Annotated in this window: 17 protein-coding genes; 4 read left to right on the top strand and 13 right to left on the bottom strand. The window is 74.6% G+C overall.

The genetic code is table 11. The features are described from left to right. The first annotated feature begins 87 nt into the window (after nt 1-87). From coaA to Q1A09_RS00750, 3 genes are all read left to right on the top strand, one after another. Nucleotides 88-1,050, top strand: coding sequence for a type I pantothenate kinase (gene coaA, locus Q1A09_RS00760; protein WP_299950813.1), 963 nt, complete (start codon nt 88-90; stop codon nt 1,048-1,050). A 235-nt stretch (nt 1,051-1,285) separates the two neighbouring features. Then, a complete protein-coding gene (locus Q1A09_RS00755; RefSeq protein ID WP_299950811.1) occupies nt 1,286-1,480 on the top strand; it encodes a DUF5999 family protein in 195 nt (64 codons plus the stop codon). A 94-nt stretch (nt 1,481-1,574) separates the two neighbouring features. Beyond that, on the top strand, nt 1,575-2,513 hold the full coding sequence (locus Q1A09_RS00750; RefSeq protein ID WP_299950808.1) for a serine hydrolase: 939 nt from the start codon (nt 1,575-1,577) through the stop codon (nt 2,511-2,513). Between the two features lie 24 nt (nt 2,514-2,537). On the opposite strand, the gene gcvP is transcribed toward Q1A09_RS00750, so the two are convergent. The 12 genes from gcvP to Q1A09_RS00690 form a co-directional block, all read right to left on the bottom strand. Beyond that, the gene (gene gcvP, locus Q1A09_RS00745; RefSeq protein WP_299950805.1) at nt 2,538-5,546 is read right to left on the bottom strand and encodes an aminomethyl-transferring glycine dehydrogenase; all 3,009 of its coding nucleotides are present in this window, start codon (nt 5,544-5,546) and stop codon (nt 2,538-2,540) included. A gap of 214 nt (nt 5,547-5,760) precedes the next feature. Continuing rightward, complete coding sequence (locus Q1A09_RS00740; RefSeq protein WP_299950802.1) at nt 5,761-6,333, bottom strand: MerR family transcriptional regulator; 573 nt, start codon at nt 6,331-6,333, stop codon at nt 5,761-5,763. Nucleotides 6,334-6,585: 252 nt separating this feature from the next. After that, nucleotides 6,586-7,074, bottom strand: a complete 489-nt coding sequence (locus Q1A09_RS00735; protein ID WP_299950799.1) for a bifunctional nuclease family protein — start codon at nt 7,072-7,074, stop codon at nt 6,586-6,588. A 107-nt stretch (nt 7,075-7,181) separates the two neighbouring features. After that, nucleotides 7,182-7,904, bottom strand: coding sequence for a MerR family transcriptional regulator (locus tag Q1A09_RS00730; RefSeq protein WP_299950797.1), 723 nt, complete (start codon nt 7,902-7,904; stop codon nt 7,182-7,184). Further along, nucleotides 7,901-8,419, bottom strand: coding sequence for an FHA domain-containing protein (locus tag Q1A09_RS00725; protein ID WP_036332588.1), 519 nt, complete (start codon nt 8,417-8,419; stop codon nt 7,901-7,903). Before Q1A09_RS00725 ends, Q1A09_RS00730 begins: the two co-directional genes overlap by 4 nt. A gap of 322 nt (nt 8,420-8,741) precedes the next feature. Then, a complete protein-coding gene (gcvH, locus tag Q1A09_RS00720; protein WP_299950794.1) occupies nt 8,742-9,143 on the bottom strand; it encodes a glycine cleavage system protein GcvH in 402 nt (133 codons plus the stop codon). A gap of 182 nt (nt 9,144-9,325) precedes the next feature. Further along, nucleotides 9,326-10,288 carry a DUF881 domain-containing protein gene (locus tag Q1A09_RS00715; protein WP_299950791.1) on the bottom strand — a complete coding sequence of 321 codons (963 nt, stop codon included), beginning with the start codon at nt 10,286-10,288 and terminating at the stop codon, nt 9,326-9,328. Nucleotides 10,289-10,377: 89 nt separating this feature from the next. Further along, the gene (locus Q1A09_RS00710; RefSeq protein ID WP_110553172.1) at nt 10,378-10,710 is read right to left on the bottom strand and encodes a small basic family protein; all 333 of its coding nucleotides are present in this window, start codon (nt 10,708-10,710) and stop codon (nt 10,378-10,380) included. A 3-nt stretch (nt 10,711-10,713) separates the two neighbouring features. Continuing rightward, nucleotides 10,714-11,649: a DUF881 domain-containing protein gene (locus tag Q1A09_RS00705; protein WP_299950783.1), complete on the bottom strand. Its 936-nt coding sequence runs from the start codon at nt 11,647-11,649 to the stop codon at nt 10,714-10,716. Beyond that, nucleotides 11,646-12,314 (bottom strand): CDP-alcohol phosphatidyltransferase family protein, encoded by a 669-nt coding sequence (locus tag Q1A09_RS00700; protein ID WP_299950781.1) that lies wholly within the window; start codon nt 12,312-12,314, stop codon nt 11,646-11,648. The genes Q1A09_RS00705 and Q1A09_RS00700 overlap by 4 nt, the downstream gene beginning before the upstream one ends. 139 nt (nt 12,315-12,453) lie before the next feature. After that, nucleotides 12,454-12,669, bottom strand: a complete 216-nt coding sequence (locus Q1A09_RS00695; RefSeq protein ID WP_299950779.1) for a hypothetical protein — start codon at nt 12,667-12,669, stop codon at nt 12,454-12,456. Nucleotides 12,670-12,872: 203 nt separating this feature from the next. Then, complete coding sequence (locus Q1A09_RS00690; protein WP_299950776.1) at nt 12,873-13,466, bottom strand: TetR family transcriptional regulator; 594 nt, start codon at nt 13,464-13,466, stop codon at nt 12,873-12,875. Between the two features lie 202 nt (nt 13,467-13,668). Here Q1A09_RS00690 and Q1A09_RS00685 point away from each other — a divergent pair, with 202 nt between their 5' ends. Then, nucleotides 13,669-15,150, top strand: a complete 1,482-nt coding sequence (locus Q1A09_RS00685; protein WP_299950773.1) for an MFS transporter — start codon at nt 13,669-13,671, stop codon at nt 15,148-15,150. Between the two features lie 402 nt (nt 15,151-15,552). Here the strand turns inward: Q1A09_RS00685 and Q1A09_RS00680 are convergent, their stop codons facing one another. Beyond that, on the bottom strand, nt 15,553-17,778 hold the full coding sequence (locus tag Q1A09_RS00680) for a malate synthase G (RefSeq protein WP_299950770.1): 2,226 nt from the start codon (nt 17,776-17,778) through the stop codon (nt 15,553-15,555). Between the last annotated feature and the right edge of the window lie 350 nt (nt 17,779-18,128).

Below are 18,128 nucleotides of genomic sequence, written 5' to 3'. Positions count from 1 at the left end.
AGACCCTAGACGCCCCTACGCCGCCGACGGCCCACCCACCGGCCGGGGACCACCCGGTCGGGGGGCTCCGGGCAGGCAGGCGGCACCATGGGCGCCGTGACGGCCGGAACGCGAGCCCAGGTCTCGCCCTTCACCGCCTTCGACCGTGCGTCGTGGCGGGCGCTGGCGGCCGGCGGCGAGCTGCCGCTGGACGACGCCGACGTGCGGGCACTGGCCACGCTCGGGGACCGGATCGACCTGGACGAGGTCGCCACCGTCTACCTGCCGCTGGCCCGGCTGCTGCACCTGCACGTGACCGCCAGCCGGCGGCTCTGGGCGGCGCAGACCCAGTTCCTGGGCGCCCGCACCGAGAAGGTGCCGTTCGTGATCGCGGTCGCCGGCAGCGTCGCGGTCGGCAAGAGCACCACGGCCCGGCTGCTGCAGGCGCTGCTGGCCGCCGCACCCGACACCCCGCGGGTCGACCTGGTCACCACCGACGGGTTCCTGCTGCCCAACGCCGTCCTGGAGTCCCGTGGGCTGCTGGGCCGCAAGGGCTTCCCGGAGAGCTACGACCGGCGGGCGCTGCTGCGGTTCATGGCCGACGTGAAGTCCGGCAAGCCGGCGGTCAGCGCCCCGCTGTACTCGCACTCCTCCTACGACGTGCTGCCCGGCGAGCGGCAGGTGGTCGACTCCCCCGACGTCCTGGTCCTCGAGGGGCTCAACGTGCTGCAGGCCGGCGGGCGGGGCGACGGGCGGGTGCCCGAGGTCTTCCTCTCCGACTTCTTCGACTTCTCCGTCTACGTCGACGCCACCGAGCACGACATCTCGCAGTGGTACGTCGAGCGGTTCCTGGCCCTGCGCCGCACCGCGTTCCAGGACACCAGCGCCTACTTCCACCGCTTCGCCGACCTCACCGACGAGGAGGCGACGACCACCGCGCGGGGCATCTGGACAGCGGTCAACGAGCCCAACCTGCGGCTGAACATCGCGCCCAGCCGCTCCCGCGCCCGGCTGGTCCTGCAGAAGGCCGCCGACCACTCGGTGCGCCGCGTGCTGCTGCGCAAGCTCTGACCTCAGCGCGCGGGAGTCGGCCACGCGGAGCTGCCCCCGTGGGAGTCGACCTGGCGAGTCCGCCTCGCGAGCCGGCCTCGCGAGTCGGCCTCGCGAGTCGGCCTCGCGAGTTGACGAGGCCGGACGGCGACGTGGGCAGGTGTCGCCCGCTCCGCGGGGCCGTGACCGCGCGCACACTCGGTCCGCCGCGGTGTCGCGGCGCCACCGTCCCCGCAGCTCCAGGACTGGACACCGCATGTGCACCCACGCCACCCGCTGCCCCGCGGCCGTCGCCGACGACCGCGTCCTCGCCGTCCCGGTGAGCCGGCACCCCGAGCAGGGCTGGACGCTGCTGTGCAACGGGGTGCTGCTGTTCGACGACGACGGCGAGCTGCTCCCCGACGGCCGGGTCGTGCTCGACCGCCGGTGGACGCTCTCCGCGGTCTCCTGAACCCGGACCTGCTCTCGTCCTGACCCGCTGATGCTGGGTCTGCCCTCGGCCCGACCACAGCACCGGCACAGCCCGGCCGCCGACGCTGCCGGGCATGGTCCACCACCGGGTCCCCCGCCGTCGCCTCCGCCACTGGCTGGCCGCGACGCTGATCGCCTCGGTGCTAGCCGGCGGCGGCGTCCTCGCGCTGACCGCGGGTGACCCGCCCGTCACCGCGGTGGCGAGCGCGGCGACCCCGCAGCCGGCCACGGCATCGGCCGGCGCGTCGGCGGCCACCGCAGACCCGGTGACCGCCGACCCGGTGACGGTGGACGGCACCGCCGTCCTGGCCGCGGTGGACGACGCCGCCTCGGCCGCCGGCGGGACGATCGCCGTGGTCGTGCTGGACGACGCCGGCACCACCCTGGTCGCCGGGTCCGGGGCCGACGACGCCCTGCCGACCGCCTCGCTGGTCAAGCTGCTGGTCGTGCAGCAGCTGCTCGCCCGGGACGAGGCCGGTGAGCTCACCCTGGACGACGACGACCTGGCGCTGATGCGCCGCGCGGTCACCGCCTCCGACGACGACGCGATGAGCACCCTGTGGACCCGCTTCGACGGCGCGGAGCTGGTCACCGCGGCCGCGACGGAGTCCGGTCTCACCGGCACCGCCGCGCCGGAGACGGCCGGTCGGTGGGGGGAGTCGACGACCACGGCCGCCGACTACGCGACCTTCCTGGCCGGGCTGGAGGACGTCCTGTCCGCAGCGGACCTGGCCACGCTCACCGGCTGGATGCACGCCACCACCGCCACTGCCGCCGACGGCTTCGACCAGGAGTTCGGCCTGATCGCCGCCGACGCCCCGACCAGCGGCGCGGTCGCCGCCAAGCAGGGCTGGATGTGCTGCGTGGACGCCCGGCGGCAGCTGCACTCGGCCGCCGTCCTCGCCGACGGCCAGGTGGTGGTGCTGCTCGGCGACTTCCCGAGCAGCACCACCTGGTCCACCGCGAGCCAGGCGCTGGACGCCGCCGCGGCGGCGGTGCTCACCGGCACCTGATCCGGCCCACGCCGGGCGCCGAGGTCAGCTCTGCGCGACGACGTCCAGGGTGGTGCCGAGGTCGTCCGGGGCGCCCTGGGCGCGGGAGGGCTCGCTGGCCACCGGCGGGTGCGCCTCGTGCGGCTCCTCGAACGCCTCCGGCGACGGGCAGGAGCACACCAGGTTGCGGTCACCGTAGGCGCCGTCGATCCGGCGCACCGGGGAGAGGTAGCCGCGGCCGACCAGCCGGCGCACCGGGTAGACGGCGACCTCGCGCGGGTAGGGCCGCGCCCACTCCCCCGCCAGCATCTGCAGCGTGTGCGGGGCGTTGCGCAGCGGGTTGTCGGTGCGGTCGTACTCCCCGCTGGCGACCTTCTCGATCTCCCCGCGGATGTGCACCATCGCCTCGACGAACCGGTCGAGCTCGGCCTTGTCCTCGCTCTCGGTCGGCTCGACCATCAGCGTCCCGGCGACCGGGAAGCTCATCGTCGGCGCGTGGAACCCGAAGTCGATCAGCCGCTTGGCGATGTCGTCGTTGGTGACGCCGGTGGCCTTGGTCAGCGGCCGGATGTCCAGGATGCACTCGTGCGCCACCAGGCCGGTGGCTCCGGTGTAGAGCACCGGGTAGTGCGGCCGCAGCCGCTCGGCGACGTAGTTGGCGGCCAGGATCGCGTGCTCGGTGGCCTTGAGCAGCCCGTCGGGGCCCATCAGCCGCAGGTAGGCCCAGGAGATCGGCAGGATCCCCGCCGAGCCCCAGGGCGCACCCGAGATCGGGGCGCCGGTGCCGCCGGTCTCCACCAGCGGGTGGCCGGGCAGGAAGGGCACCAGGTGCTCCCGGACGCCGATCGGCCCCACGCCGGGACCGCCGCCGCCGTGCGGGATGCAGAAGGTCTTGTGCAGGTTCAGGTGGCTGACGTCGGAGCCGAACCGGCCGGGCTTGGCCAGCCCGACCAGCGCGTTGAGGTTCGCCCCGTCGACGTAGACCTGTCCGCCGGCGTCGTGCACCGCCGCGCAGATCTGCTGCACCTCGACCTCGAACACCCCGTGCGTCGAGGGGTAGGTGATCATGATCGCGGCGAGCCGCTCGGCGTGGGCGTCGACCTTGGCGCGCAGGTCGGCGAGGTCGACGTTGCCGGCCTCGTCGCAGGCGACGACGACGACCCGCATGCCGGCCATGACGGCGCTGGCGGCGTTCGTGCCGTGCGCCGAGGACGGGATGAGGCAGACGTCGCGGTGGGTGTCCCCGCGGCTGTGGTGGTAGGCGCGGATGGCCATGAGCCCGGCGAACTCACCCTGCGAGCCGGCGTTGGGCTGCACGCTGACCGCGGCGTAGCCGGTGACCTCGGCCAGCCCGTCGCAGAGCTCACCGATCAGCTGGGCGTAGCCGCGCGCCTGCTCGACCGGGGCGAAGGGGTGCAGCCCGGCGAACTCCGGCCAGGTGATGGCGGCCATCTCGGTGGCGGCGTTGAGCTTCATCGTGCAGGAGCCCAGCGGGATCATCGTGCGGTCCAGCGCCAGGTCCTTGTCCGACAGCCGGCGCAGGTAGCGCAGCATCGCCGTCTCCGACCGGTGCTCGCTGAACACCGGGTGGGTCAGGAACGGCGTGCGGCGGCGGAGTGCGGCCGGCAGCGCGTCGGCGCCACCGTCGTCGGCCACGGCGTGGTCCGGGGTCACCCCGAACGCCTCGGCAACCAGCTCCAGGACCGGCAGCGTGGTGGTTTCGTCGACGGCGACCGCGACGGTGTCGGCGTCGACCCGGCGCAGGTTGACCCGGTGCCGCGCGGCGGCGGCGACGACCTCGTCGGCCCGGCCGGGCACCGAGACGCTGAGGGTGTCGAAGAACTCCTCGTGCACCAGCGACAGCCCGCCGGCCCGCAGCCAGCTGGCCAGCGCCAGCGCGGTGCGGTGCACCCGGGCGGCGATCGCGGTGAGCCCCTCGGGGCCGTGGTAGACGGCGTAGGCACCGGCCATGATCGCCAGCAGCACCTGGGCGGTGCAGATGTTGCTGGTCGCCTTCTCCCGGCGGATGTGCTGCTCGCGGGTCTGCAGGGCCAGCCGGTAGGCGACGTCGCCGTCGGCGTCCACGGACACCCCCACCAGCCGGCCGGGCAGCTGGCGGGCCAGGCCCTCGCGCACGGCGAGGTAGCCGGCGTGCGGGCCGCCGTAGCCCATCGGGACGCCGAACCGCTGGGTGGTGCCGCAGGCGACGTCGGCGCCCCACTCCCCCGGCGCCTCCAGCAGCGTGAGCGCCAGCAGGTCGGCGGCCACCACGACGGCGGCGCCGGCGTCGTGCGCGGCCTGGGCGAGCGCACGGTGGTCCCGGACCGCCCCGCTGGCGCCCGGGTGGGCCAGCAGGACGCCGAAGGCACCGGCCCCGGGCAGGTCGGTGGGCCAGCCACCGGACAGGTCGGTGACGTGCAGGCCGATGCCCAGCGGCTCGGCCCGGGTGCGGAGCACCGCGAGGGTCTGCGGCAGCGTGTCGGCGTCGACGACGAAGACCGCGTCGGCCTTCGCGCGGCCGGCCCGGCGCACCAGGGTCATCGCCTCGGCGGCCGCGGTGGCCTCGTCGAGCATCGAGGCGCCGGCGACCGGCAGCCCGGTGAGGTCGGCGACCATCGTCTGGAAGTTGATCAGTGCCTCGAGCCGGCCCTGGCTGATCTCGGGCTGGTAGGGCGTGTAGGCGGTGTACCAGGCCGGGTTCTCCAGGATGTTCCGCTGGATGACCGTCGGGGTGATCGTGCCGCTGTAACCCAGGCCGATCAGCGAGGTGAACACCTCGTTCGCCGCGGCGCGCTCGCGCAGCTCGGCCAGCACGGTGGCCTCGTCGGCGGCGGCGGGGAGGTCCAGCGGCGTCCGGTCGCGGACGCCCTCGGGGACGCATGCGTCGGCCAGGGCGGCCAGCGAGTCGTGGCCGACGACCTCGAGCATCTCGGCGGTGTCGTCGGGTCGCGGGCCGATGTGCCGGGCCGCGAACGACCCCTGCGTGGTCAGCTCGGCGAGCGAGGGCAGTGCCCCGGTGCGGAGTCCGTCAGAGCCAGGAGTCAGGTCGCCCACTGCAACGACGCTACCAGCGGCTCAGCGGCTCCCGGCCGGGTCGATTTGGACCGGTCAGCGGGCCGGCGCGGCCCCGCGGCGCGCACCGGCGCGTCCGCCGAGCCCGGCGCGGCCCCTCTCAGGGGCCTGCCGTGAGTGGAAGGACCCCGCCCTCCTCGTCCCCCGCACGCTCGGGACGAGCCTCGGGACGGCGCCAGGGAGAGGAGGTCCTTCGTCAGGCGCTGGCGGCGCGGCGACGGCGCCGGGCGGACAGCTCGTCGTCGGCGGCCGGGCCACTGCCGTCCAGCCGCTCGGCGGGGAGCTCGGCCAGTTCGCCGGAGAGCTCGCGCAGCGCCCCGGAGACGGCGATCCCGAAGACGCCCTGACCGCCGGCGAGCAGGTCGACGACCTCCTCCGCGGAGGTGCACTCGTAGACCGTCGCACCGTCGGACAGCAGGGTGATGTTGGCCAGGTCCTTGACCCCGCGGGTGCGCAGGTGGTCGACGGCCTTGCGGATGTTCTGCAGCGAGACCCCGGTGTCCAGCAGTCGCTTGACCACCTTGAGCACCAGGATGTCGCGGAAGGAGTAGAGCCGCTGGGTGCCGGAGCCGGTGGCGGTGCGCACCGAGGGGGCGACCAGGCCGGTACGGGCCCAGTAGTCCAGCTGCCGGTAGGTGATGCCCGCGGCGGCACACGCCGTCGGGCCCCGGTAACCGACCACGTCGGTGTCGACGTCGTCGTAGGAGGGAGCACCCACGGCCGCGTCGCTGAACAGCTGACCCTGCGATCCGTTGTCCTGATCGCTCATGGGCAGCGCCTCCTCGAGTTCTGCACCCAGCACCTGGGCCGTGCCCGCGCTGTCGCCGGGACGGTCACGAGGCGGGGCTCAGGGAGTTCCACACACGTGATTCGCTGACCGTAGGCGCGCTCGGATGACCGGTCAACCGAGAGCGGCGGCGTGTCGCCGTCCTCACCCCAACGGGGGTGCTCTCAGTCCCCCGGCCCCCTCTCAGGGTCCCGCCCCGAGCCTGCGAGGGGTGGGGGGAGAGGGGGTCCTTCGTCAGGCGGGGCCGCCGGAGCCGGAACCGGCTCCGAAGTCCTCCGGGCTGATGTTGTCGAGGAACTCGCGGAACTTCTCCACCTCGTCCTCCTGCTCGTCGGGGATCTCGATCCCCACCTCGTCGAGCAGCGCCTCCGCCCCGTAGATCGGGGCACCGGTGCGGACGGCGAGGGCGACGGCGTCGGAGGGGCGGGCGCTGACGGTCCGCTCCTCGCCGAACAGCAGCTCGGCGAGGTAGATCCCGTCCCGCATCTCGGTGATGTGCACCGCCTCGAGGCTGGCCCCCAGCGCGGTGACCACCTCCTGCAGCAGGTCGTGCGTCATCGGCCGGGCCGGGCGGACGCCCTGCTGCTCGAAGGCGATGGCCGCGGCCTCGACCGCGCCGATCCAGATGGGGAGGTAGCGCTCCCCCTGGGTCTCCTTGAGCAGCAGGATGGGCTGGTTGCCCGGCAGCTCGACCCGGACGCCGACGACCCTGAGCTCCTGCACGGCTGGCTCCCCTCCGCTGACTTCCCCCGTCGGCCGCACGTCCGCTCCCGGCCCCGGCCGGTCTGCGTCGCAAGCGTGCCCCTGCCCGCGCAACGGTACGCCAGTGATCAGCCGCCGAGGACCTCGCGGAGACGGGCGGCGAGCAGGGCCGAGTGCAGCTGGGCGGAGAGCCCGGCGAGTTCCTGGAGCTGCTCGCCCGCGCGCGAGTGCGCCTCCTCCGACCTCGCCCGCAGCACGGGGGCGACCAGCTGCTCCAGCAGGGCCGCCTCGCGCTCCACGGCGGTGCGGTGGACCCGCAGGTGGCGCGGTTCGATGCCGTGCCGGGCCAGACCCGCGGCGGCCAGGGCCACCGGCAGGTCGCCGCGGCGCAGCCGGCCCTGGGCATCCTGGCTGACCAGCCCGAACTGCACGAGGTCGGCCAGCTGCTCGTCCGTCAGGCCCGCGGCCCGGGCGAACTCCGCCGCCGGGACGGGGGCGGTGCCGACGAGCTCGCCGGCACCGCCCGGGCCTTCTCCGGCGGCGGGCACGGGCTCACCCCGGTCCCGGGCGTCCAGCTGCTCCTTGATCACCCGCAGCGGCAGGTACTGGTCCCGCTGGGCGGCCAGCACGTACCGCAGCCGGCCGACGTCGGCACCGGAGAACTTCCGGTAGCCCGACGGGGTCCGCTGAGGGTGGACCAGTTCCTCGGACTCGAGGTAACGGATCTTGCTGATCGTCACCTCGGGGAAGTCACCGCGCAGCAGCGAGAGGACCTCGCCGATGGTGAACCGGGGCGTCGTGTCGTCGGTGTCCCGGTCAGCGCTGCCGCTGGGCTGGGGCACCGCGGTCATGCGCCGGCCGGCTCGCCCGTCCGCGGCCCGGTCAGGTAGACCAGGCGGAACTTGCCGATCTGTACCTCGTCGCCACCGGCGAGGGAGGCCACGTCGACCGGCTCACGGTTGACGTAGGTGCCGTTGAGGCTGCCGACGTCGTGCACGGTGAAGCCGCCGCCCTCGCGGTGGAACTCCACGTGCCGGCGGCTGACCGTCACGTCGTCCAGGAAGATGTCGCTGTCGGGGTGCCGACCGGCGGTGGTCACCTCCTGGTCGAGCAGGAAGCGGCTGCCGGCGTTCGGGCCGCGCTTGACCACCAGCAGGGCGGACCCGGCCGGCAGCGACTCGACGGCGCCGGCGTGCGCGTCCGCGGTCGACTCGGCGACCTCGGCCTGCTCGCCGGAGTCCTCGCCGCCGACCTTGGGGATGATGCTGGTCGACTCACCGACCCGCTCAGGGCTCAGCGCGGCGCCGCACTGCGCGCAGAAGCGGCTGCCCTCGGGGTTCTGGTGGCCACATCGAGTGCAGAGCACGTCGGTCTCCTCCGGTGCAGGGGGCACCGCCGCGGGCCTGGTGGTACGGCCGCGGTCGGCCGGCGGACGACGAGCCGGTCGGCCCGCCGCAGGTCGGCCGCCGCATGGTCACGGACGGGCCGGGGATCATGGAACCAGCGGCCGACCCGAGGGTCAACCGCACGTACAGGGTGAGGGTCGGGTGCTGCCGCTGGACTCACGGCTCGACCGTCTGCGGTGATAGTAGTGATCGTCGGTGCACCCGCCCGACCGGCGGGGTGCCCGACCGCCCGCACGCCGGAGGACCGGGCGCCGTGACGCGGGACCGGCACCGGCGGAGGGGTCAGGAGCCGGCGACGACGGCCTCGTACGCCGCGGCGTCGAGCAGGTCGGCGGTGGGATCCGCCGCGCCGCTCACCCGCACCTCGACCAGCCAGCCGGCGCCGTAGGGGTCGCTGTTGACCGTCTCCGGGGCGTCGGTGAGCACGTCGTTGACGGCGGTCACCACCCCGGTCACCGGGGAGTAGACGTCCGAGACCGACTTGGTCGACTCGACCTCGCCGATCGCCGCGCCGGGCGCGACCTCGGCGCCCACCTCGGGCAGCTGCACGAACACGATGTCGCCCAGGGCGTCCTGGGCGTGGTCGGTGATCCCGACCCGGACCACCGTGTCGGCACCCTCGGTGCCCTGGACCAGCGCCCACTCGTGCTGGTCGGTGTAACGGCGGTCGTCGGGCGTGGCCATGCGGGCGTCTCCAGTGTTCGGTTCGGACGGTGCTCGGTCAGGACGGTGCTCGGGTCAGGACGGTGGCGGTTCGGACAGTGCTCGTACGGCCCCCTCGCAGGGGCCGGCCGACGGGTGCGTCGGCCTCGGTGCAGGGGCCCGCATCGAGCGGAGCGAGAGGTGGGGGGCACCGAGGTCCTTCCTCAGTCCCCGTCGGCGGGTTCAGCGTATTGAGGCTCGTCCAGCGGCCGCAACGCGTCCACCACCACCTGCTCGGACTGGACGATGTCCACGCTGCCCTGGCGCCGGTTGACCACCGACGGGGAGACCCCACCGGGGATGTTCATCGCGGTCGCCATGTCCCCGGGCGAGCCGATCACCTCGAAGACGTAGGGCGACTCGATCGGGATCCCGTCGATCGACAGCTCCCCCGGTCTCCCGGTGACCGCGCTGCTGACCCCGATCCGGACGTCGTCGATCTGCATGGTCTCCGCACCCGCCCCGCGGAGCTCCTGGATGGCGTTGAGCACGTCGGCCACGGTGACCGCGTCCTGCGGGTCGCGGATGGTCATGACCAGCCCCTCCCCCTGGGCCGGCAGCGTGCCGTTGAGGATGCCCAGCGTCTCCGCCCGCTCCTGCGCCTCGGCCAGCGCGGCCGCGGCGGCACTGTCGGAGTTGCCGAGCTGCTCCAGCGCCGTCCGCTGGTCGCCGATCTCCTGGCGGAGCCGGTCCTGCTGGGCGGTCAGGTCGTCGAGGATGCGGACGAGGTCCTCCTCGCGGGCGCCCACCAGGGCCTGGTCGGTGTCGGTGTTGCGCACCTGGACGGCGAAGGCGAAGCCCAGCAGCAGGGTGAGGACGCCGATGAGCAGGGCCGCCAGCGGGTCCCGCCGGCGCCGCGGTGCGGCCGCGGCGTCGGAGCCGGACGACTCGTCCGAGGCCTCGGTGCCGGGGACCCGCTCCTCCGTGGCTCCCCCGGGCGCCCACCAGCCGGCGGCCGACGACCCGCCGTCCGGCTCCCCTGCGTCCGGCTCCCGGGCGTCCGGCTCCCGTGCATCCGGCTGGTCGCCGACCGGCTCCTGGCCGGTCGGTCGCTCGACGGCCGGCTGGTCGGCAGCGGGTCCGGCCGGCTGGTCGGCGCCGGGCCCGGCCGGCGCAGGGCGCTCCACGGCCGGACCGGGCGCACCTGCGTCGTCCGAGCTGCCCGGCCGGTGGCCTGGGCCCTGACCGGCCCAGCGGCCAGGCTGCTGACCCCCGCTCATGCGCGGAACAGGTGCCGGCGGATCGCGGCCGCGTTGCCGAAGATCCGGATGCCGAGGACGACGACGACCGCGGTGGACAGCTGGGCCCCCACCCCGAGCTGGTCGCCCAGGAACACGATGAGCGCGGCGACCACCACGTTGGACACGAACGACACGACGAAGACCTTGGCGTCGAAGATGCCGTCGAACCGGGCGCGCACCCCGCCGAAGACCGCGTCGAGGGCGGCCACCACCGCGATCGGCAGGTACGGCTGCAGCCAGAGCGGCACGCTGGGGTCGAGCAGGAGCCCCAGCACCACACCGACCGCGAGTCCGAGGATCGGGATCACGCGTCAGCCTCCGTCGGTGGGCGGGTCGGTGGTGGGGTCCTCGGTCAGCGGCGCGGCGTGGCCCAGCTCCGCGCTCGTGCCGGCCGGCAGGTCGAGGTCGTCGGACCGCGCGTAGTCGAACACGACACCGAAGTTCTTGGTGAGCCCGGCCAGGGCGTCGGCCTCCGGACTGGTCACGAACCGTCGCGCCAGGTCCTCGGAGTCGCCGATCGCCTCGATCTCGTACGGGCTGAGCACCGGCCGGAAGTCGACCAGGATCGCGTCACCGGCCTGGCGGATGGCGGTGGTGGCACCGATCCGCTGGCCGTTGATGCTGATCGCCTCGGCCCCGGACGCCCAGAGTGCGTTGACCGCCAGCTGCAGGTCGCCGTCCTGGACGATGCCGGCGAGGGCGACCTGGTCGGAGCCACCGACCGGGTCGCTGTCGGCTGCCGGGGGTGCGTTGCCCAGGGTGATGCGGATGCCGGGCCCGGAGACCGGCTGCACGGCGGCCCCCAGCTCGGCGGCGGTCAGCTGCTCGAGTGCACGCTGACCCACGACGCTGCGGGCCAGCGCGTCCTCGCGGGTGCCGGCCACCTCGGCGGTCAGCTCCTCGAGCTGGGTGACCAGGGCGGCGTTGGCGTCGGTCTCCTCCACCACGTCCTCGCGCAGCGCCTCACGGGCCTGCTCCCGGCCCTGCGCGCCGGCGGCGGCCTCGCGGTAGGTGATCGCGGCGAGCAGGCCGGTCAGCAGCAGCGTCAGCGCGACCAGCAGCTGCCCGCGGTTGCGCCGCAGCCACGGTCGCGGCGCGGGCGGCTCGCCCGATGCCGCGGCGCGGGCACGGCGGGCGGCCCGGGCCTCCGCCGCCTGCCGGTAGGCCGGGTCGACGGTCTCGGCGAGCACCTGGTCCAGCAGCGAGGCACCCAGCGAGCGCTGCTGCCCCGGCGGCGGGCCGCTCACCGACCGGCTCCGGCCTGGTCGGCACCGGACAGCAGCCGGGCCGCCTGGACCACGTAGAAGGCCCCGGCGAGGACGTACAGCGCAGCGCCCCACACGGTGAGCGCGTAGGCGATCGGGGCGGCGACGGCCGCGGCGGTGCCGCCGCCGTCGGCCAGCAGCAGCAGCGGGAAGGCGTACAGCAGCAGGAACGTCGCCGCCTTGCCCAGGTAGTGGACCTGCAGGGGCGGCCAGCCGGCCCGGCGCAGCACCAGCAGGGTCACCCCGAGCACCAGCTCGCGCCCGAGCAGCACCGCGACCACCCAGACCGGGATCACGTCGCGGATGACGAAGGCGACCAGCGTCGCGACGATGTAGAGCCGGTCCGCCGCCGGGTCCAGCAGCGCCCCCAGCCGGCTGGACTGCCCCAGCGCACGGGCCAGCTTCCCGTCGGCCCAGTCGGTGACCCCGGACAGCGCCAGCACGACGATCGCCCAGCCGTCGGCGTGCGGTCCCAGCAGCAGCCAGAGGAACAGTGGGACGCCGAGCAGCCGCACCACCGACAGCACGTTGGGCAGGGTGAGCACCCGGTCGCCGAGGTCGTCGCGGTTCACCGGGGACGCCGGAGCAGCACTCCCCCGGGGTCCGTCCGCCGGGACGTCGGTCGCCCGACCGTCCGCCGTCGTCATCGCCGCTCCACCTCGCCGTCCACCGCGGGCCAGGCTAGTGCCCGGTGTCCACCATCCGGCCCGCGACCGGCCCACCGACCACCGCTTCCTCCCCGGTCCACACCGGGTGCGGTGGGCCGCTCACCGACCGCGAACGGGCTCAGGCGGGAACCGGCTGCGGGTCCTCCGGGTCGTCCGGCGGGACGATCGGCGCCGGCGGGAGGGCCGGCTCGGCCGGGGCCGGCGGCAGGTCGTCGGGGGTGTCCGGGAGCAGGGGGCCTGGATCGGCCGGCACCGGCTCGGTCGGGTTCAGCGGGGGGTACTGGGGGTCCGGCTCCGTCCCTTGCTGCATCAGCCGGGTGGCGGTGTGGGGCATGCGCGGCGTCCTCTCCGTCCGGGTGCGGAGGCCACGGCGTGGCCCGCACCTCCTCGGTGGGCCGGACGCGGACGCCGTCCGCGGGGACGGGCGCCCGAGCCGGACCTCGGTGTCCCCGGCACCGTACGGCGACGTCCTGTCCACCCACCCCACGGGCGGCCACGGGACCCGCCGCCCGGGGAGCCGGTCGTCGCGCGGTCGGCTCACCGGGCGGCGAGCACCTCGTCGAGGTGACCGAACGGATCGGGCAGCTGGCCGCCGACGACGTCGTCGAGCCAGACCCGGAAGGCGGCCGTGGCACGGGCGACGACCACCCGGGTGCGCCAGTCCACCGGGGGCTCCACCCCGCGCCGGGCGAGCAGCCGCTCGGCCACGTCCCGCTCCCGGTCGGCCAGGTGCAGGAACGGGCTCGGCCGGACAGCCGCGGAGCCGACCGCGGCCCGACGGAACAGCGACAGCCGTTCCCGGTGCTCGACCACGTAGCCGGCGAGTGCGCGCAGCGCGTGGTCGAGTGCGTCGGCGTCATCCAGCTCCGCCGGAGCCGCCGTGATGGCCGCGCTCAGCCGGCCGGCCATCTCCCGCGCGGGCTCGGCGAGCACGTCCTCCCTGCTGGGGAAGTACCGGAAGAAGGTGCGGGGAGCGATCTGGGCAGCCTCGCAGATGTCGGCGACGGTCACCTGGTCGTAGCCGCGCACGGCGAACAGCGCCAGCGCCGCGTCGACGGTGGCCGCGCGGCTGTGTGCCCGCTTGCGTTCCCGCACGCCCTCGGTGCCCACAGCGCCGTCGGCTGCTGCCATCCCGCTCCCGCCTTCCACCGTGCGACCGCCTCGACGCATCATTAGTTGTAGTGACCAACCACACAGCCGCAGTCGGCAGATCGGCCTGGTCGTCGTGCCCACGGCGCCCTAGTGTCGCTCGTGGCACAGACTGCCACGAGATCGCCGGGTGTCGACGCTGCCACCACCCGCACCTCGCACCCTTCCCCGCGACGGAGAACCCATGTCCCACGCCTCGACCACGGCTGCCCGGGCCGCGTCCCGCGACGCCGCCACTCCCCCGGACGACGGCTGGGACGCCCGCCAGGTCACCGCGGTCGCCATCGTGGCGGTCTGCGGCGTGCTGGTCTCGCTGACCCAGTCGCTGCTGGTGCCGGTGCTGCCGGAGATCCAGCGGGACCTGGGCAGCTCCACCAGCGGGACCCAGTGGCTGCTGACCTCCACCCTGCTGGTCGCCGCGGTCGCCGTCCCGGTGTTCGGACGGCTGGGCGACCTCTACGGCAAGCGGCTGATGCTCACCGTCGCCGGCGGTGCACTGACCGTCGGCTCGCTGGTCTGCGCCTTCAGCGACTCCCTCGGCTGGCTGATCGTGGGTCGCGCCATCACCGGCATGTCCGCCGCCGCCATCCCGCTGGGCATCAGCCTCATCGGGTCGGTGCTGCCGGCCCACCGCGCCGGCGCCGGCATCGCCCTGGTCAGCGCCACGCTGGGCATCGGCGGCGCGCTCGGGCTGCCGCTGGCCGCACTCGTCGCCGAGAACGCCGACTACCACGCCCTGTTCTGGATCTGCGTCGCCGGCGGCGTCATCGCCGTGGTCGGTGTGCTGCTCGCGGTGAAGGAGCCCCCGCGGATCGCCTCCGGGCGGATGGACTACCTCGGCGGCGTCCTGCTCGCCGCCGCGCTCGTCTGCCTGCTCTACCCCCTCGCCCAGGCCACCACCTGGGGCTGGGACGACCCCAGGACCATCGGCCTGCTGGCGGTCGCCGCCGTCCTGCTGGTGGTGTTCGTGCTGGTGGAGAAGAAGGTGGCCTCGCCGCTGGTGGACGTGGTGGTCAACGCCCGCCCGTCCCTCCTGCTGACCAACATCGCCTCGGTCTGCGTCGGGTTCGCCCTGTTCGCCATGCTGATCGGCACCGCCTCCTACGTGCAGGCGCCCGAGGCCTCCGGCTACGGCTTCGGCTCCTCGGTGCTGGCCAGCGGGCTGGCGATGCTGCCCAGCGGTGTCGCCATGCTGCTGCTGTCGCCGGTCTCGGCGAAGCTCTCCGAGCGGTTCGGGCCCAAGATCACGCTCGCGCTGGGCGCCGGCGTGGTCGCGCTGGGCTTCCTCGCCCGCATCGTGTTCACCGGCTCGTTCACCCAGATCGTCATCGGGACGACGGTGGTCGGAGCCGGCACGGGCATCGCCTACGCCGCCATGCCCGCGCTCGTCCTCCGTGCGGCCCCCCGCTCCGAGCTCGCCGCGGCCAACGGCCTCAACGCCCTGGCCCGCAGCTTCGGCAGCTCGCTGGCCAGCGCCATCGGCGGCACCGTCCTCGCCGCGTCCACCGTCGCGCTCGGCGCCTTCGAGCTGCCCTCGCTGAGCTCCTACCGGCTGCTCTTCGGGTTGTGCGCCGGTGCGGCGCTGCTCGGCGCGCTCATCGCGCTGGTCATCCCCACCGCCGAGCAGGACGCCGCGCCTGCCCCGGCGCACGCCCACGCGGCGTGAGCGGGCCGGCGACCGGTCCATGACCGCCAGGCCGCGGCGTCGGCGCCGGGCCGCGCGGGAGGGGCCGGTGCGATCCACGGCGTCCTGTCGATCATGGTCGGCGGCGACGCGGCCGACCTGGAGGGGCCCGGCCGCTGTTCGAGGCGATGGGGAAGACCATCGTCCACTGGGCCCGGTGGGCTCCGGGGAGCTGGTGAAGGCGGCCGACCAGTCGCGTGGGGCGACGGCGAGCTGGACCACTCGGCGCTGCTCGAGCTCGCCGAGGAGCTGAACGGGCAGCACCGCAGCACCGACGGCTGACGCAGCGCAGGGGCCGGGCGCGGACGGTGTCCGCGCCCGGCCCCTGCGGCGGTCCGGCCGACCCGCGTGCCCGCCCGTCCCGGGGGACGGGCGGGCCGCAGATCAGGGCGTCGGGCTCGGCGCCTGGTCCGCCAGCACGGCGCCACGGGTGGTGGCCTCCTGGCCGGCGTCGGCCTGCTTGGCCCGCTGCCGCCAGGTGGTCAGCGCCCGCTCGGTGTAGCCGTTGGGCTCCCGACGGCCGGAGAACACCAGGTCCAGCGCCGCCTGGAAGGACGGGCTGGCGTCCAGGTCGGCGGTCATCGGCTGGTAGCCCGGTTCCCCGGCGTTCTGCTCGTCGACCAGCCCGGCCATCCGGGCGAAGGTCTCCCGGACCTGGGCCTCCTCGATGATCCCGTGGTGCAGCCAGTTCGCGATCTGCTGGCTGGAGATCCGCAGCGTGGCCCGGTCCTCCATCAGCCCGGCGCCCTCCAGGTCGGGCACGGTGGAGCACCCGATCCCCAGACCCACCCAGCGGACGACGTAGCCGAGGATCGACTGGGCGTTGGTCTCCAGCTCGTGGTCCCGCTGCTCGGCCGGCAGGTCGGCCCGGTCGGCCAGCACCGGCGGCACCAGCAGGTCGCGCCGGTCGGCGAGCGCCCGCCCGCTGAGCTCCTGCTGCACCGCGCGGACGTCGGTCTCCAGGTAGTGCAGCGCGTGCAGGGTGGCCGCGGTCGGCGAGGGCACCCAGGCGGTGTTCGCCCCGGCCCGCGGGTGGCCGCCCTTGGCGTCCAGCATCTCCCGCATGGCCGCGGGCTTGGCCCACATGCCCTTGCCGATCTGCGCCTGGCCGGCGAACCCGGCGCGCAGCGCCACGTCGACGTTGCGGTCCTCGTAGGTGGTCAGCCAGGTCGAGGTCTTCTGGTCCCCCTTGGGCACGACCGGCCCGGCCTCGAAGTCGGTGTGGATCTCGTCCCCGGTGCGGTCCAGGAAGCCGGTGTTGACGAAGATGACCCGGTCGGCGGCGCGGGCGATGCAGGCCTCCAGGTTGACCGAGGTCCGCTTCTCCTCGTCCATGATGCCGATCTTGAGGGTCCTCGGCTCCAGGCCCAGCGCCTCCTCCACCGCGGTGAACAGCTCCACCGAGAGCGACACCTCGTCGGGGCCGTGCATCTTCGGCTTGACGATGTAGACGCTGCCGGCCCGGGTGTGGGTGTACCGCGACAGCCCGCGCAGGTCGTACAGGGCGGCGACCGCGGAGACCAGGACGTCCAGGACCTCCTCCAGCACCGGCTGGCCGTCGGGGGTGCGGACGGCGTCCAGGCGCATGTGGTGCCCGACGTTGCGGACCAGCAGCAGCGAGCGGCCGGGGAGCACCAGCTCCGCACCGTCCGCGCCGACGTAGCTGCGGTCCCCGTGCAGGGTGCGCGTCACCTCGCGCCCCTGCTTGCCGAAGGTCGCGCTCAGCTCACCGGTGCGCAACCCGAGCCAGGTCCGGTAGGCACCCACCTTGTCCGGGCCGTCGACGGTGGCGACCGAGTCCTCGAGGTCGACGATGGTGCTGACCGCGGACTCGAGCACGGCGTCGGCCACGCCGGCGTGGTGCTGACCGCCCACCTGCGTGGACGGGTCGACCGTCAGCTCCAGGTGCAGGCCGTTGCGGCGCAGCAGCACCGCTGCGGCCCGGTCCCCCTCCCCCGGCCGGTGGCCGGCGAACTGGGCGGGGTCGGCCAGCCCGGTCGTACCGCCGTCGGTCTCGGCGACGAGCTGTCCCGGCGCCGGCACCCGGTAGGCCACGACGGTGGCGTGGCTGCCCTCGGCGAGCGGGAAGTGCAGGTCGAGCAGCCGGTCGACCTCGGCGATGACCTGGCCGCCGCGACGCTCGTCGTAGCCGCGCGCGAGCTCGTGCTCCCGGGGCAGCGCGTCGGTGCCGTAGAGGGCGTCGAACAGCGATCCCCAGCGGGCGTTCGCGGCGTTGAGCGCGTACCGCGGCACGGTTGCGGGGACGACGAGCTGCGGGCCGGCCACCTCGGCGATCTCCCGGTCGACGCGCTCGACCCGGACGGTCGGCTCCTCCTGCGGCAGCAGGTACCCGATCTCGGTCAGGAACGCCTCCAGCGCCGCCACGTCGCCGGCACCGTGCTCCCGGTGCCAGGCGTCGATCTGCTCCTGCAGCTCGTCGCGGCGGCTCAGCAGCTCCGTGACCCGCCCGCCGAACCGCTCCTGCAGGTCCGCCACGACCTGCCAGAACCGCGACGGCTCCAGGTCCAGCCCGGCCAGCAGCTCCTCGGCCACGAAGTCCCGCAGTGCCCGGTCGACCTGCAGTCCCCCGGTTCCCGTTGCATCGCTCACGCTTGCCACTTCCGTTCCTCTGTCGTCCCGGGACCGGGGTCCCGCTGGTCGGTGTGCGGTGCGGGGCGCGCTGTTGGGCGGGGCCCCGCGGTCGAGCATGGTGCAGGAGGTGCCGGGCCCGCTCGTCCGGGCGTCGAGGACGCGACGCCGACGGCACCTGACCCGGCGCTCCGAGACCGCTGGACCGTCCTCGACGGCGCTCCCGCGTACGCCGAGAGCCGGACGCTGGCCGAACGCACCGCCTGGGACCTCGTGCGGGACACCGACCTCGAACTCGTCACCATCGACCCCGGCCTCGTGCTCGGCCCGGTCCAGCCCAGCACGGCGAACGCCTCGCTGGAGACCGTTCG

This window comes from uncultured Modestobacter sp., from assembly GCF_947486615.1.
In the GTDB taxonomy this organism is placed as follows: domain Bacteria; phylum Actinomycetota; class Actinomycetes; order Mycobacteriales; family Geodermatophilaceae; genus Modestobacter.
This window is presented reverse-complemented; position numbering and strand designations above follow the sequence as displayed.